The sequence below is a fragment of the Streptomyces sp. SAI-127 genome, from assembly GCF_029894425.1.
Taxonomy (GTDB): Bacteria; Actinomycetota; Actinomycetes; order Streptomycetales; family Streptomycetaceae; genus Streptomyces.
Map to the genome: position 1 here is coordinate 9292984 of NZ_JARXYJ010000001.1, position 15169 is coordinate 9308152.

Annotated in this window: 11 protein-coding genes; 6 read left to right on the top strand and 5 right to left on the bottom strand. The window is 71.0% G+C overall.

Annotated elements, in window-relative coordinates; translation table 11 throughout:
* Positions 1-4 precede the first annotated feature (4 nt).
* Positions 5-901: a proline iminopeptidase-family hydrolase gene (locus M2157_RS42510; RefSeq protein WP_280867846.1), complete on the bottom strand. Its 897-nt coding sequence runs from the start codon at positions 899-901 to the stop codon at positions 5-7.
* Between the two features lie 285 nt (positions 902-1186).
* Between M2157_RS42510 and M2157_RS42515 the strand changes: the two genes are divergently transcribed.
* Positions 1187-1897, top strand: coding sequence for an FCD domain-containing protein (locus M2157_RS42515; RefSeq protein WP_280867847.1), 711 nt, complete (start codon positions 1187-1189; stop codon positions 1895-1897).
* A 6-nt stretch (positions 1898-1903) separates the two neighbouring features.
* Here the strand turns inward: M2157_RS42515 and M2157_RS42520 are convergent, their stop codons facing one another.
* Together M2157_RS42520 and M2157_RS42525 are read right to left on the bottom strand one after the other, a co-directional pair.
* A complete protein-coding gene (locus M2157_RS42520) occupies positions 1904-3376 on the bottom strand; it encodes an L-fucose/L-arabinose isomerase family protein (RefSeq protein WP_280855817.1) in 1473 nt (490 codons plus the stop codon).
* A 25-nt stretch (positions 3377-3401) separates the two neighbouring features.
* Complete coding sequence (locus M2157_RS42525; RefSeq protein WP_280855816.1) at positions 3402-4700, bottom strand: MFS transporter; 1299 nt, start codon at positions 4698-4700, stop codon at positions 3402-3404.
* A gap of 240 nt (positions 4701-4940) precedes the next feature.
* Here M2157_RS42525 and M2157_RS42530 point away from each other — a divergent pair, with 240 nt between their 5' ends.
* Positions 4941-8891, top strand: coding sequence for a glycosyl hydrolase (locus M2157_RS42530; RefSeq protein ID WP_280867848.1), 3951 nt, complete (start codon positions 4941-4943; stop codon positions 8889-8891).
* On the opposite strand, the gene M2157_RS42535 is transcribed toward M2157_RS42530, so the two are convergent.
* Complete coding sequence (locus M2157_RS42535) at positions 8874-9899, bottom strand: LacI family DNA-binding transcriptional regulator (RefSeq protein WP_280858927.1); 1026 nt, start codon at positions 9897-9899, stop codon at positions 8874-8876. The two genes, M2157_RS42530 and M2157_RS42535, sit on opposite strands and share 18 nt — an antisense overlap.
* A 302-nt stretch (positions 9900-10201) precedes the next feature.
* Between M2157_RS42535 and M2157_RS42540 the strand changes: the two genes are divergently transcribed.
* The 4 genes from M2157_RS42540 to M2157_RS42555 all read left to right on the top strand — a co-directional run bounded on the left by M2157_RS42540 (position 10202) and on the right by M2157_RS42555 (position 13641).
* The gene (locus M2157_RS42540; protein ID WP_280855814.1) at positions 10202-10399 is read left to right on the top strand and encodes a hypothetical protein; all 198 of its coding nucleotides are present in this window, start codon (positions 10202-10204) and stop codon (positions 10397-10399) included.
* A gap of 122 nt (positions 10400-10521) precedes the next feature.
* Complete coding sequence (locus M2157_RS42545) at positions 10522-11310, top strand: cyclase family protein (RefSeq protein WP_280867849.1); 789 nt, start codon at positions 10522-10524, stop codon at positions 11308-11310.
* Positions 11307-12947, top strand: a complete 1641-nt coding sequence (locus tag M2157_RS42550; RefSeq protein ID WP_280867850.1) for a thiamine pyrophosphate-binding protein — start codon at positions 11307-11309, stop codon at positions 12945-12947. The genes M2157_RS42545 and M2157_RS42550 overlap by 4 nt, the downstream gene beginning before the upstream one ends.
* Positions 12948-13020: 73 nt before the next feature.
* Entirely contained in the window at positions 13021-13641 is a 621-nt protein-coding gene (locus M2157_RS42555; RefSeq protein WP_280867851.1) for a DinB family protein, read from the top strand.
* Between the two features lie 51 nt (positions 13642-13692).
* Here the strand turns inward: M2157_RS42555 and M2157_RS42560 are convergent, their stop codons facing one another.
* The gene (locus M2157_RS42560; protein WP_266552725.1) at positions 13693-15138 is read right to left on the bottom strand and encodes a glyceraldehyde-3-phosphate dehydrogenase; all 1446 of its coding nucleotides are present in this window, start codon (positions 15136-15138) and stop codon (positions 13693-13695) included.
* Positions 15139-15169: the final 31 nt, after the last annotated feature.

Sequence of the window (15169 nt, forward strand, 5' to 3'; positions counted from 1 at the left end):
GGAGTCAGTCGGTGGAGTCGAGGAACTCGCCGACGACCCGGAGGTAGAGCTGCTCCTCCTCGACGTGCGGCATGTGGCTCGAATGCTCGAACATGTGCCAGCGCACATCGGGGATGCGGTCGGCGAAGGGGCGGACGGTCTCGGGGGTCGCCTCGTCGAAGCGCCCGGACACCAGCAGGGTCGGCACCTCGATCAGATGCAGCCGGTCGATGACCGACCAGTCCTTGAGGGTGCCGACGACATGGAACTCATTGGGGCCGTTCATCGAGTGGTACACGGTCGGATCGGCCGCGATGTTGTCCCAAGTGGCCTGCACCTCGGGCGGGTTGGGCGTCATTCGGCACACATGGCGCTCGTTGAAGACCTGTTCGGCCGCCCGGTAGTCGGGGTGGTCCGTGGTCCCGGCCGCCTCGTGGGCGTGCAGGGTGTGCTGGACCTCCTCGGGGAGTCCGGCGCGCAGTTCGGCCGCCGCCTCGAGCCACAGCCCCATGGACGCGGGGGAGTTGGCGATGACCAGTCCGCGCAGCCCGGGCGGGCGGCGTACCGCGTGCTCGGCGGCGAGCATGCCGCCCCAGGACTGGCCGAGGAGGTGGTAGCCGTCGGCGATGCCCAACTCCTTGAGCAGGTGGTCCAGCTCGTCGAGGAAGAGCTGGACGGTCCAGAAGTCGGCGCCCTTGCCGGGCAGATGGGTGGAGAAACCGGTGCCGAGCTGGTCGTAGTGGATCACGGGGCGGCCCTGCTCGGAGATGCCCGCGATGCTGAGCGTGTAGTGGTGGCCGGCGCCGGGCCCGCCGTGCAGGACCACCAGGGGTGTCCTGCCCGGTTCGCCCGTGATCCGGTACCAGGTGGAATGGCCGTTGAAGTCGACGGTTCCGGTGTGGTTCGGTTCGGGGATCGCCACGGGGAAGCCTCCCAGACCAGTCGGAACCAGCCGACCGCTGTCTGAAAATAGTTGGGATGTGACGGATGGATGCGATAGTGAGGGGGCAAAAGGTCAGTCCACAAGACCTTTTAGCGTGGTGAGGGAAAGAAGTAACAGCGGGTTCACGTGGCCCGTGCGCGTTTACAGAGGCGACTCACAGGAGGACAACTGACATCCGCACCTGAACCCGGTGACGAGTTCTCCCGCGTCCTCGACCGTGTCCTGCTCGGCGACAGTCCGTCGTCCTCGCTGCGTCCGGTCCGGGTGAACTCGGCGGTCGACGAGGTCGCCGACCGGCTGCTCACCGCGATCGCCGTCGGAGACTTCCTGCCCGGCGAGCGGCTGCCCGCAGAACGCGAGCTCACCGCACTGCTGCACGTCAGCCGCCCCACCGTGCGCGAGGCGGTCGCACGCCTGCTGGCGTTGGGCGTCATCGAGATCCGCAGGGGCCGCAACGGCGGAGCGTTCGTCCGCGACAGCTGGACCGAGTCCTCGGGCGCCGCGGTCCGCCGTACGCTGCTGCCCCGCTGGGAGGAGTTCGAGCAACTCTTCGATCTGCGCGGGCTGGTGGAGGGCATGGTGGCCGCGACGGCCGCCCGGCGCCGACGCCCCGAGGACCTGGAGCCGATGCGCGAGGCGCTGGACGCGCACCTCTCCGCGAGCACACCCCGTGAGGAGCAGGCCGCCGACAGCGCGTTCCACCGGGCGATCTGCGCGGCCACCCACAATCCGCAGATCGCCCAGCTCAGCCGGGACCTGCTGACCCGGATCAGCCTGGGCTTCCCGATCGAACCCTGGGGGAAGGGCGAGCGCTCCCACCACGAACGGGCCGGTCACGGACACACGGCGCTCTACGAGGCCGTCGCGGCGGGCGATCCGGAGCGCGCGGAGGGGACAGCCCGGGAGCATTTCATGATCAGCGCCGAGATGATCAGGGAGGTCCTGGCCCGGGTCCGGGCGGCCGAGGCTCCCTGACCGGGGCTACACCTCCCGGTGATCGATCCCCAGCAGACTCGCCGCGGCCCCGAAATCAGCGCCGTGGTGCCCCACGGCCAGCGACCAGTGATGCCCCACCCCCGTGGCGCTCCACGCGTCGACCCACTCACCGGGATCACGGCCGAAGTCGACCCTGCTGGTGGTGTTGCCGATCTCCAGCAGCGGACCGGGCACGACCGTGCCCTCGGAGGTGATGAACGACAGGCTGCCGTCGGCGTCCTGACCGAGACCGAGCAGCGTGACCGGCCCCTGCCGGACGTCGAACTCCACGCTGACACCCCAGCCGCGCTTGCCGTGATAGACACCGAGGCCGCGCAGCAGCGGGTCCCGGGCGCTGAGCGCGAGGTGGGCCGGCCCGTCGTGGCCCATCTCCACCACGCCGTCCTCGAAGTTCAGCGCCTGGATCTCGGTGAAGGAACCTCCGGCACCGACACTCTGCGAGGCCAACTGGGCGAGACTGGTGCGCAGTTCGAACTCACCGGCCGCGGGCACTCCGCGGGCGGTGAGCAGGGAGGCGCCCAGGATCATCCCGGCGCCGAGCCGCTCGTGCAGCTCTCCGTCGAGGCCCCGGTGGTAGTACGCGAGGGTGTCGAGGCCGAAGTCCTCCACCAGCCGGTCGAGAGCCACCGACACCGTCGCGCCCCACGCGAAGTCCTCGTCGACCACGCTGTCGTCGACGGTGAAGATCCGCCGGGCGAGCTCCACCCGCTCCCGGGTCTCCGCCTCGGTCACCTTCTCCACCCGGTGCCGCAGATCGTCGAACTCCAGCACCTCGACGTGCGAGCCGAACGTCGCCGACAGCAGCGTCGGATCGGTCTGCACATCGAGCATCCCGGGATACACGTGCCCCATCAGTCCGTGCCGGGCGTGCCGGAGCGCCGCCCGGACGTGCGCGGCCCGCACCCACCGCTCGACGCGCCGCCACGCCGACTCCTGCCGCAGCCAGCCCGACACCGAACGGAAGGGGACACCGGCCCGGCGGAAGACGTTGCCGACCTCCGGCACGGAGCACTGCGAGCAGTACGCCAGCCAGTCGCCCGTGTCGAAGGAGGCGTGGTCCATCCGCTCGGACGGCTGGAGGTCGACGACCAGCACCGGGGTGTGGGTGCGCTGCGCGATCGGCAGCACCATCGACGAGGTCAGATAGGTCGTCAGGAACAGCACGATCAGATCGCAGTCGGCCCGCCGCAGTTGCTCGGCGGCGGCCGCGCCCTCCTGCGCGTCGGAGACGAACCCGGCGTCCGTCACCTCCGCGTCCAACCGGCCCAGCCGGTCGGCGACATACGCGGCCGACTCCTTCAACTGGGGCAGCAGTCCCGGGAACTGCGGCCAGTAGGTGCCGAGCCCGCCGGAGACCAGCCCGATCCGTGGTCGGCGGCGCGTCACGGGCGGGAGCAACTCGCCCAGCACGGCTTCTCGTGCACCGGCACGCGTCGTGGTGGATTCGGTCGTCGCCATGGTCGGCGCTCCTTCGGGGGTCGGTTCAGGTCCGCGCGACCTTGACGTCCGCCGGGGCGGTGGCGACCGGGGACACGCGCGGAATGAGGACGCGGACGATGTACAGACCCGCGAGGGCCGACAGCGCCATGCAGCCGGTGATCACCCAGAGCAGCAGGCTGGGGCTCCGGTCGAGCAGGGCGGGCGTGACGAACGCGACGCCCGCGAACACCCCGCGCGAGACGGCGTAGGTGATCCCCTGTGTGGTGCCCCGGGTGTCCGCGGGCAGTGTCAGCTGCGACCACACCTTGTAGTTCGCCTCGCCGGCGAAGGGATACGACAGCTGGTAGAGGACGTAGAAGACGAGGAAGCCGACGATGGCGCCCAGGGTGAGCGTGCCGATCGCGAAGGCCGCGATCTGCACGAGCGTGGCGACGTAGAACATCCGGTCGCGCCGCGGGCCGTCGGCGATCCGGACGAAGGCGAGCGTCAGCAGCAGGCCGATCGGGAGACAGGCCAGGTTGATGCCGGTGGCCACGCTCTGCGAGGCACCGCTGACGGTGACCAGCAGATACGTCGTGAACTGCCCCATGGTGTTGGCGCCCAGGCCCCAGGTGACGTAGAAGGCGAAGGTCGCGAGCATGGGCACCAGCGCGGCACGGGTCCAGACGTTCCTGAGCGCGACGCCCTGCTGCTCGGCCGGCTTCTCCGTCGGGACCTGGTCCTGTGCCGGGTCCGGTCCGGTGGCCAGCTCCAGCCGCGAGCGCAGATGCCAGGTGACCAGAGCGGCGACCGCCAGATGGCCGGTGATGAGCCGTGCGCCGAGCATGCCCGTGTCCGACAGGGCGAAGCCGACGAAGACCACGACGATGATGCCCAGCATCCACATGACCTGCGTGAACGCGATGAGCCTGCCCCGGGCGTGGTCGGGGGACGCGTCCGAGACCACGGCCAGGGACGTCGGCAGGTCGGCGCCGGCCGCGAGACCGGCGAGCAGGACACCCACCAGAAGGGTGATGTCGTCGGGCGCGAGGGTGATGATGACCGCCCCGAGGGCGTAGCAGAGGATGTCCAGGTTGTAGAGACGGCGTCGGCCGAACACGTCGGCGAGCCGTCCGCCGACCAGGGAGCCGACGGCGATGCAGATGGTGACGATCGCGCTGATCGCACCGGCCATCCAGACGCCCATGTCGTAGGCGTCGCGGTAGATGGCCAGGTTGACGCCGATGCTGACGATGAGTGCGGCGTCGAGGTAGGACGCCATGCCGGAGAGGGTCGCGACCTTCCACAGGCGCTTCTCGATGGGCGGTTCCGGCTGGTTCGGGGCAGGCGAGGTTCGGGCCATGATGCGGCTCCGTCTGGGGAGAGGGGTTCCGAGCGGAGGGGGACGTCGCTGTTCTCGGCCGATGTCCAGCGACTATAGGAGCGTAAAAACGTTCCAACAAGACGTCATGCGGCCATCCGTGGCAACGACCTGACGGCCCCGCAGCTCTGGTGGGTGCCGCGGGGGTGTCCTACGGTGAGGCTGATGTAAAACGTTTTTGATCCGTGAGAGTGTCCAGGCCGTCGTCGGAAGGACCTATCCGTGATCTCTCCAGCCCTGCAACAGTTGTTCGACAACCCGCCCCGGGACTTCGGACCCACCCCGCTGTGGTGGTGGTCGGGCGCGAAGGTCACCCGTGACCGCCTGGCCTGGCAGCTGCGCCGGTTCGCGGACGGCGGCGTCCACAACCTCGTGGTGATCAACCTGGCCCCGGCCGGCCCGACCTTCGGCGCCCGCACCGACGACCCGGTGTGGTTCGGCGAGGAGTGGTGGGCCCGCTTCACGGACGCCTGTGAGATCGCCGGGGACCTGGGCATGCGCCTGTGGTTCTACGACCAGATCGGCTTCTCCGGCGCCAACGTGCAGGGCGGCATCACCCGGGAGCACCCCGACGCGGCAGGCCGCGCACTGCGGTCACGCCTGGCCGTCGTCTCCGACGGCACGGTCGCGCTGCAAGGCGCGGAGACACTGCTGGGGGCGTACGACAGCGGTGGCGCGCGGGTGCCGGTCTCCGGGCGGCCCGACCCTGTAGGTCGCCAAGGACCGCCACGGCTCGAGGTCGCCGACGGCACCCAGGTGCGCCTGGTCCTCGCCGTCCCCACCGCCTTCGACTACCTGAACCCGGCGTCTGTCGATCTCCTGTTCGACGCCATCCATCGCGAGTACGACCGGCGCGTGCCCGAGTACCTGGGCAACGTCATCGCCGGCAGCTTCCAGGACGAGCTTCCCGCCACCAACTCCTGGACCGGCCGCTTCCCCGAGGAGTTCCGGGCCCGACGCGGCTACGACCTCCTCGACCACCTCCCCGCCCTCTTCACGGGCGACGACACCACCCGGGCCCGGAAGATCCGCGCCGACTACTACGCCGTCCGTGCCGAGCTCACCGAAGAGGCGCTGTTCCGTCCCCTCGCCGCCTGGCACGACGAGCGCGGCCTGCTCCTGGGCTGCGACCAGAGCCACCCCGCCCGCTCCGGCTTCCCGGCCCAGTCGACGCAGCTCTACACGGACTACTTCCGCACCCACCGCTGGTACAGCGCCGCCGGCAGCGACCACCACGGCGACGCCAAGGTCCACTCCTCCATGGCCCACCTCTACGGCCACGAGCGCGTCTGGATCGAGTCGTTCCACTCCTCCGGCTGGGGCGGCACCCTGGAGGAGACCTACGACTGGCTGCTGCCGTTCCTGCGCAGCGGCGCCAACCTCTACAACCCGCACGCCAGTTACTTCGGCACCGCGGGCGGCTGGTTCGAGTGGGCGCCGCCGTCCACCGACTGGCGCCAGCCCTACTGGCGGCAGTACCCCGCCTTCTCCCGGGCCGTCGCCCGGATCTGCTCGATCCTGTCCTGGGGCACCTACAGCGCCGACGTGGCGGTCCTGCATCCGACCGCCACCATGCAGGCCCTCATCCCCCTGGACGCCCCCGTCCAGCACTTCGGCGACGGCCGCCTGGGCGCGGCCCACGCCGACGTCGACGAGACCCAGCGCCACTACCTGGAACTGTGCGGCACCAACAACTGGCTCAGGCCCGCCGTCGGCGCCCTCGACCGCCACCGCGTCTCCTTCGACGTCATCGACGACGCCTCCGTCCAGGGGGCCAAGGCCGGCGACGGGGCCCTGCGCATCAGGGACCTGGCGTACACCGCGGTCCTGCTGCCCTCGGCGAGCGTCCTGGAGCACGAGACGGCCCGCCGACTGGCCGAACTCCTCGACGCCGGCGGACGGGTCGTGGTCGTCGGCCGCCCGCCGACGCAGGCGGCCGGGCTCGGCGGTGACGACTCCGTCGTGGCCGCACTTCTGGATCACCCCCGCCTGGAGCGGGTGACCGACGCCGAGGCCGGTGCGGCCGCGGTCGCCGAAGCCGCCGGATACGCGACGGGCGAGGTGCCGCTGCTCGTCAGGAGGAAGGGCGACGCGGCGGTCGCGCTGGTCACGGGGGCGTTCCCCGACGCCCGTACGCATCCGCCGCGGGACCACCACGAGATCGACCCCGCCCGCTACGCCCGCACCTCCTCCGTCACCGTACGGGCCACGGTCGCCGAGGCCGAGATCTGGAACCCGGCGACCGGCACCCGCCGCACCGGACGCGTCACCGTCACCGACGGCGTCTCGACCATCGAGGTACCCCTGGAGGGCGCCCCCGCCGCCCTCGTCGTATGGCGCGAAGGCCCTCTGGTGGACGCTGTTCCCCCGTCGCCCACGGAGCCGCCGGAGACGACCGACCTGTCGACCGGCTGGGAGGGCCGCCTTGCTCCCACCATGGACAACACCTGGGGCGACCTGGCCCTGCCCGCCGGAGCCTCCGTCACCGAACCGCAGATCTGGACCATGCGGTGGACCGAGACCGAAGGCTCGTGGGAGCAGACGAGGGTGACATACGGCAACCGGGTCCGCGTCCTGGCGCCCGTGCCCTCCGCACAGGCTCCGGCTCCGTTGGACCGTGCCGCCGTCGAGCAAGTCCTGTCAGGGGAGCGCGAGTTGGCGTCCCCGGACTGGGCCGTCTCGCTGTACTCGTCGAGTCGCGGCATCCCGGACCCGTACGGTCTGCTCGGCAACAAGGGACTGGTACCGGAGGAGTTCGTGCGGGTGCCGGTACCCGGGAGCGGGACCGTCGCCCGGGTCAGGGCCGTCGTGGAGACCGACCACCGGGGACCCGCCGATCTGCATGTCGGTGCGGCGGCGGTCAAACGCCTGTGGTGGAACGGCAGCCGGCTGGAGACGGGCGGCGGCCATCTGGCGTCCGCCCGGGTCGAGGTCGAACGGGCCCGCAATGTGCTCGAGTACGAACTGTCCGACGCCCAGGACCGGCCGCAGACCATCTCGGCCGCCGCCGACACCCCGCTGGGCAGCTACTTCTGTCTGTCCCGTCCGGACGGGTTCGCGCCGCGCCCGCTGTTCATGCGCCTGCCCGACGGCGTACGACCGGACGGCAGCGTGACCTATCGCGGCCGTATCAGCGCCCCGGGGCAGGGTACGGACGCGGTCCTCGTCGTGGGTGCCGCGGTCGGCGTGACCGTCCTCCTCGACGGAGCCGTCGTGGCACGGCAGGAGAAGGTCGAGTACTACGAGTCCGACTGGGGCGCGGTGCCGATGTTCTTCCGGCACGAACTGACGCTGAGCGGCGGCGATCACGTCCTCGACGTCGTGGCCGACAGCGTCGACGCGCGGGACGGTGTCTTCGTCGACCTCGTGGCGGACACGACCGCCCTGGTCAGCGGCCCGGGTTGGGCGGCCGGGACGGGGGAGTGGAGCGGGCTGACCATCGAACACACGGGCCGGTGGGGAGAGTTGCAGCACTGTGGCGCGGCGGTACGGCCGCACCCCCTGCCCGACGCCGAGTGGCTGGCCGGTGCTCCGGTGCTCGGGTCCGCCGTACTGCCGCTGCGGTCCACCGACGACCTCCGGGAGGTCGAGCAGCGCTTCCGGTTCACCGTGCCGGCGGGGACCGTGTCGCTCGACCTGCCACTGGAGCTTCCCGCCCGGGTGACGATCGGCGACGGCCCTGAACTCGACTTCCTGGGCGGTGTACTGACGCTGGATCAACCGCTCGACGAGGCGGCCGAGTGCCAAGTGGTCACCGCTCCCACGGCCGTTCTGCGCGGTGGCTCCGCCTGGCGGGGACCGGTACGCGTCCGCACGGTACCGGCACCCATGCCGCTGGGCGAGTGGGGTGAGATGGGACTGGGCGGTTGGAGCGGAGGCGTGACCTATGCCCGGACACCGGAGGTGCCGGCCGGGCCGGACCCGGTGCTGGATCTGGGGCGGGTGCGTGGCAGTGTCGCGGTGTGCGTCGACGGTGAAATCGTCGGGGAGGCGTTCTGCGCGCCGTACCGCTTCGAACTGCGTGGGACCGCCGGGCGCACCGTCCGCCTCGAAGTGACCGTCCACAACACTTTGGCGCCGTATCTGTCCGAAGCCACGCCCACCGCCTGGGCCTTCCCCTCCCAGCTCCCCTCCGGCCTGCTGGGGCCGGTGACGCTAGAAAGGCGCGTCTGACGAAGCCCGGGTGGAGTCCCGCAGGACCAGGCCCGGTGCGAACACCCGTGCCTCGTGGGCGTGCTCCGCGCGGGCCTCCACCTCGTCCAGGAGCATCTCCACGGCCGCCCGGCCGAGCTCCTCGACCGGCTGGCGGACCGTGGTCAGTGTCGTGCCCACGAAGCTGGCAATGTCCAGGTCGCCGTAACCGACCACCTGGACGTCCTCCGGGACCTTCACACCGCGCTCGCCCAGCGCCCGGCACAGCCCCGCCGCGAGGAAGTCGTTGGTGCAGAACACGCCGTCGGGCAACTCGTCGAGGCTGTGGGCTATTTCGCTGCCGAACGCCACCGTCATCTCCTCGGCGACCACCTGGTCGAGGCGGGCCTCGCGCCGGGTGCGCACGGCCTGCCGGGCGCCCTGGTAGCGGTCGGCGCACTGACGGATCGTGCGCTCGCCGTTCACGACGAGGACGTCGCGCGCCCCGCGGTCCAGCAGGTGCTGCACGGCGATGCGGCCCCCGGCGATGTCGTCGACGGAGACCGAACAGCCCTCCTGGGCGGGCATCGCACGGTCCGCCAGCACCAGCGGGATACCGCGCTCGCGCAGCCGCGACAGCCGGGTGGGGTCGGCACTGAGCGGCACCACCACCGCGCCGACCGCCCGCTGTTCGATGAGCATGGTGAAGTAGCCCTGCTCCCGCTCCGGCGCGTCCCCGCTGTCGCACAGGACGAGGGAGTAGCCGTGTTCGTAGGCTGCGTCCGCGGCGCCGCGCGCGATGCGCGAGTAGAAGGAGTTGGCCACGTCCGGCAGCACCAGGCCGATCGACGAGGAATGCCCGGTGCGCAGCCCGGCGGCTCCCGGATGGGGGACGTAGTCGAGGGCGGCGACCGCGTCGCGGACCCGCTCGGCGGTGCGCGCATTGACCCGCTCGGGCCTATTCAGGACGTTCGACACCGTGGAGACCGAGACCCCGGCGGCGGCCGCGACGTCCTGGATACGGGCGGGGCGAACCGAAATGGCGTCCACCCCCTCGCTGTTCCACATGGGCGACGCAAGTCTACCCCGGCCGCGGATAAAACGTTTTCCGCACCGCTCTTCGGTGGTGGAGCGTTCGCCTGCGGAACGGCACAGCGAGGGAGGATCGGTCCCTGCGGCAGCAAATTCTGTGAAGGAACCGACGGATTGGGTGACCATGTTGCGATCGGTGAAGCCGGGACGGGAACGTCCTGTGGAGGGTGTCCGGCTGACTGGCCGTGTTCATGCCCGGCGTGCTTCCATCCGGTGTCCCTCCTCCTCGAGGATTGCTCATGCGAAAGGAACCGCGCGTCATGAACGTCGCCCCCCACCTCGTAGCGGCCGAGCTCAACGATGCCGACCTGGACAACGTCTCCGGTGGTGTCGCCGCCGCGACCACCGCCGGCCTGCACCTCCAGCTGGCGCACCTCGAGGTCTGCGCCGACGTCGACGCCCTCGTCTCCACCCAGGGTGTCGCGGCGAGCGTCAACGCCCACGTCGGCGTCAACTGACCTGACACCTGCACTACCTGCCGACGGGCCCCGGATCGGACGATCCGGGGCCCGTCGTGCCGGGGCCTCGACCGGACGGTCGGTGACATGCTGTCGGCCTCGGAGTGTTTCAGGAGGCCCTCATGCACGAGCAGCCGTCCCTTCTCGCCGCGCTGGTGTCCGCCCTGCGGGCCGGTTCGATCGAAGTCGTCGATCTCACCTCGCCGTTGTCGTCGTCCACACCCGTGATCCAGCTTCCGCCGGAGTTCGGCCAGACGGCCGTGTTCGAGCTGGAGGAGATCAGCCGGTACGACGACCGCGGCCCCGCCTGGTACTGGAACAACTTCCGCAGCGGCGAGCACACCGGCACGCACTTCGACGCCCCGAACCACTGGGTGACCGGAAGGGAACTCGCCGACGTGGCGTCCGTCCCGGCTCAGCGGCTGATCGCCCCCGCCGCCGTACTGGACTTCACCGCCGAGGCGGCCAAGGATCCGGACTTCCTCGTGGAGGTGGACCACGTCAAGGCCTGGGAGGAACACAACGGGCCGCTGCCGGACGGCGGCTGGCTGCTGTTGCGCACCGGCTGGGACGCCCGCTCGCACTCCCAGGAGGCGTTCCTGAACGCCGACGAGAACGGTCCCCACACGCCCGGTCTGTCCCCGGAATGCGCCCGCTGGGTGGCCGAGCAGTCGCCCGTGATCGGCCTCGGTGTCGAGACGGTCGGCACGGACGCCGGGCGCGGGCACTCCTTCGATCCGGCCTTCCCCTGCCACTCCTATCTGATGGGCAGCGACAAGTACGGCCTCACCCAGCTCCAGAACCTGGCCGCGCTGCCCGCGACCGGCAGCGTCGTCGTCGCGGGCCCCCTGCCCATCGTCGCGGGCTCCGGCTCGCCCGCGCGCGTGCTGGCCCTCGTGGAGCGGTCGTGAAGGTCGCGGAGGCCGTCGGACGGGCCCTGTACGCGGCCGGGGTCGAGCAGGTCTTCGGCGTCGTGGGGTCCGGCAACTTCCACCTGACCAACGCCATGGTCGCGGCCGGCGCCCGCTTCGTCGCCGCCCGCCACGAGGGCGGCGCGGCGACGATGGCCGACGCGTACGCGCGCGTGAGCGGCACGGTGGCCGCCGTGAGCGTCCACCAGGGACCCGGGCTCACCAACGCGATGACGGGGATCGCCGAGGCGGCCAAGAGCCGCACACCGCTCGTCGTGGTGGCGGCCGAGGTGACCCGGCCGACCTCCAACTTCTATGTCGACCAGGAGGCGTTGGGGACGGCGGTGGGCGCGGTCCCGATGCGGGTCGCGTCGCCCGAGGACGCCGTAGGACAGGCGTGCGCGGCGGTACGACGGGCTCTGCACGAACGACGCACCGTGCTTCTCAACCTCCCCCTGGACGTACAGGCGTCCGACGCCCCCGACGATGCCCTCGCCCAGGCCGCACCGCCACCGCTGCGAACGGCGGTCGAACCGTCCGCTGACGAAGTGGCGGCTCTGGCCCAGGTGCTGGAGCAGTCCCGGCGGCCGGTCTTCGTGGCCGGACGCGGTGCGCGCTCACCCGGGGCCCGGGACGCCCTCGAAGCCCTCGCCGAGCGCTGCGGGGCCCTGCTGGCGACCTCGGCCGTGGCGCGTGGGCTGTTCCACGACAACCCCTGGTCGCTCGACGTGTCCGGCGGCTTCGCCTCGCCCTTGGCGGCCGAACTCATCGGCGGCGCCGACGTGATCGTCGGCTGGGGCTGTGCACTGAACATGTGGACCATGCGGCACGGCGCCCTCATCGGTGCGGACACGACCGTGGTGCAGGTCGACGACGACCCCTCGGCACTCGGCGCCCACCGGACGCTGCGTCTCGGGGTCACCGGCGATGTCGAACTCACCGCGCGGCACGTCCTGGCGGCCCCCGGCGGGAAACGGCAGGGCCTGCGGACGCCCGTCATCGCCGAGGCCGTGGCCACGCGGGTGCGCTGGCGTGACGTGCCGTACGACGACACGAGCACCCGTGACCGGATCGACCCCCGCACGCTCAGCATCGCGCTCGACGACATCCTCCCCGCGGAGCGGGTGATCGGCGTCGACTCCGGCAACTTCATGGGCCACCCGAGCATGTTCCTGTCGGTGCCCGACCAGGACGGCTTCTGCTTCACGCAGGCCTACCAGTCGATCGGCCTCGGCCTCGCCACCGCGATCGGCGCGGCCCTGGCCCGCCCGGACCGGCTGCCGGTGGCCGCACTCGGCGACGGCGGCGCGCTGATGGGCGCCGCCGACCTGGACACCGTACGACGGCTCGGGCTTCCCATGGTCGTCGTCGTGTACAACGACGACGCCTACGGAGCGGAGGTGCACCACTTCGGCCCCGACGGACACCCGCTCGACACGGTCGAGTTCCCGCCGACCGACATCGCGGCCGTGGCCCGCGGTTACGGCTTCGAGGCGGTGACCGTGCACACCCGGACGGATCTCAAGGCCGTGGAGGACTGGGTCGCCGGGCCGCGGTCCGCCCCGCTGCTGATCGACGCCAAGGTGGTCCGGGACCGTGGGGCGTGGTGGCTGGAGGAGGCGTTCCGGGGGCACTAGGCCTGAAAAAAGAAGGAGCGGGACTCCCCTTGCTGTGCCAGCCTGGCGGACCGGACCGTCCAGGGGAGCACCGATGACCGCAGGACCTCGCCTCACCCCCCTGCTGGACCAGTTCGACTGGTCCTGCGAGCGCCTGGCCGGCCGGCTCAACGGGCCGGTCATGGACAGCGGCGACGGCTCGCGGACCCCGGTCGGGGCGATGACCGACGACGAGTACCTCTGGGAGCCGGCGGCGGGCTGCTGGTCGGTCCGTAGGCGTACGGACCGACCAGCAGCCCGAGCGACCTTCCTGGCCGGGACCGGCGACTGGGGCCGGGACGCCGCGCCCCACCCGCACCCCGTTCCGCCGCCGTTCACGACCCTCGCATGGCGCCTGAGCCACCTCAGCGAGATGCTCTTCCTGCGCGCCGACCACACGTCGGGCACCCACACCCTCACCCGCGACGACTACCGTGTCAGCGGCACCGCGGCGGACGCGATCGCCGCCTTCGAGGCGGCCGCCGACGCCTGGCGCACGGCGCTGCGCGACACCGACGACACCGACCTCGACACCGTCGGCCGCTGCACCTACCCGCACGGCAGCGACGCCGAGGAACCGTTCCTGGACATCGTGTGGTGGGTCAACCAGGAAGTCCTGCACCACGGCGCCGAGATCGCCCTGCTGCGCGACCTGTACCGGGAACGACGGCACTGACCGGCCCGGTGCGGGGCCGACGTCCCTCGCCGGCCCGTCCGAACGGCCGAATCAGACCGCGGGCGCCGGATAGGTCGGGTACTCCACGCCGGTCACGTGCTGCACGACCCGGACCACCTGGCAGGAGTAGCCGAACTCGTTGTCGTACCAGAGGTAGAGGATCGCGTTGTCGCCGTCGACCTTGGTGGCACCGGCGTCGACGATCGAGGAGTGGCGCGAGCCGATGAAGTCGCTTGAGACCGCGTCGGGGGCCGTGGTGAAGTCGATCTGGCGCTTGAGCGGGGAGGTCAGGGAGACGTCCCGCAGGTGGTCGAGAACCTCCTCGCGGGTGGTCTCACGGCCCAGGCGCAGGCTCAGGATCGCGATGGAGACGTCCGGCACCGGGACCCGGATCGAGCTGCCGGTGATCGGCGCCTTGAGGTCGGGCAGCGCCTTGGCGACGGCGGAAGCGGCGCCCGTCTCCGTGATGACCATGTTGAGCGGCGCCGAACGGCCCCGGCGGTCGGCCTTGTGGTAGTTGTCCAGCAGGTTCTGGTCGTTCGTGAACGAGTGGACCGTCTCCACGTGGCCGCGCAGCACGCCGTACTCGTCGGCCATCGCCTTCAGCGGCGGCACGATCGCGTTGGTGGTGCAGGACGCGCAGGACAGGATCTGCTCGTCCGGCTTGATCGTGTCGTGGTTGACGCCGTGCACGATGTTGGGGACGTCACCCTTGCCCGGCGCGGTCAGGACGACCTTGTCGATGCCGGGGCGCAGATGCTGCGAGAGGCCCTCGCGGTCGCGCCACTTGCCGGTGTTGTCGATGAGGATGGCGTTGTTGATGCCGTACGCCGTGTAGTCGACCTCGGAGGGGTCGTTCGCGTAGATCACCTTGATGGTGTTGCCGTTGGCGATGATCGCGCTCTCGGCCTCGTCGACGGTGATCGTGCCCTGGAACTGGCCGTGGATGGAGTCCCGGCGCAGCAGCGAGGCGCGCTTGATGATGTCCTGGTCGCCGCCCCCGCGGACCACGATCGCGCGCAGCCTGAGGCCGTTGCCGGAGCCCGCCTTCTCGATCAGCAGCCGGGCCACCAGGCGGCCGATGCGGCCGAAGCCGTAGAGGACGACGTCCCGCGGCTCACGGCGGTCGATCTTGTTGCCGCCCGTCGCGCCGGCCACGGCCTCGGCGGTGAACTCGGCCACCGACAGCCCGCGGTCGTCGGCCTGGTGGATCTCGGCGAGCCGGCCGATGTCGATCTGCGAGGGGCCGAGGTCCAGCGCCGTGAGCGCCTGGACGAAGGGCAGGGTGTCGGTGACGGAGAGCTCCTCACCGGCGATCTGCCGGGCGAACCGGTGGGTCTTGAGGATGCTGACCACCGACTTGTTCACCAGGGAACGGCTGTGCAGCAGAACCGTTACGTCCCGCTCCCTGTGCAGCCTCCCGATCATCGGGATCATCGATTCCGCGATCTCCTCGCGGTTCTTCCAGTCGGTGAACGAGTCGTCCTTGACAGTCACAGAATTCTCTTTCGAGCTAGGCGGCGCTCAT

Excerpts from the sequence above, each read along its gene's own strand:
- M2157_RS42520 (WP_280855817.1), bottom strand. The coding sequence starts at position 3,376 with ATGGCGACGACCGAATCCACCACGACGCGTGCCGGTGCACGAGAAGCC.
- M2157_RS42525 (WP_280855816.1), bottom strand. The coding sequence starts at position 4,700 with ATGGCCCGAACCTCGCCTGCCCCGAACCAGCCGGAACCGCCCATCGAG.
- M2157_RS42540 (WP_280855814.1), top strand. The coding sequence starts at position 10,202 with ATGAACGTCGCCCCCCACCTCGTAGCGGCCGAGCTCAACGATGCCGAC.
- M2157_RS42545 (WP_280867849.1), top strand. The coding sequence starts at position 10,522 with ATGCACGAGCAGCCGTCCCTTCTCGCCGCGCTGGTGTCCGCCCTGCGG.
- M2157_RS42555 (WP_280867851.1), top strand. The coding sequence starts at position 13,021 with ATGACCGCAGGACCTCGCCTCACCCCCCTGCTGGACCAGTTCGACTGG.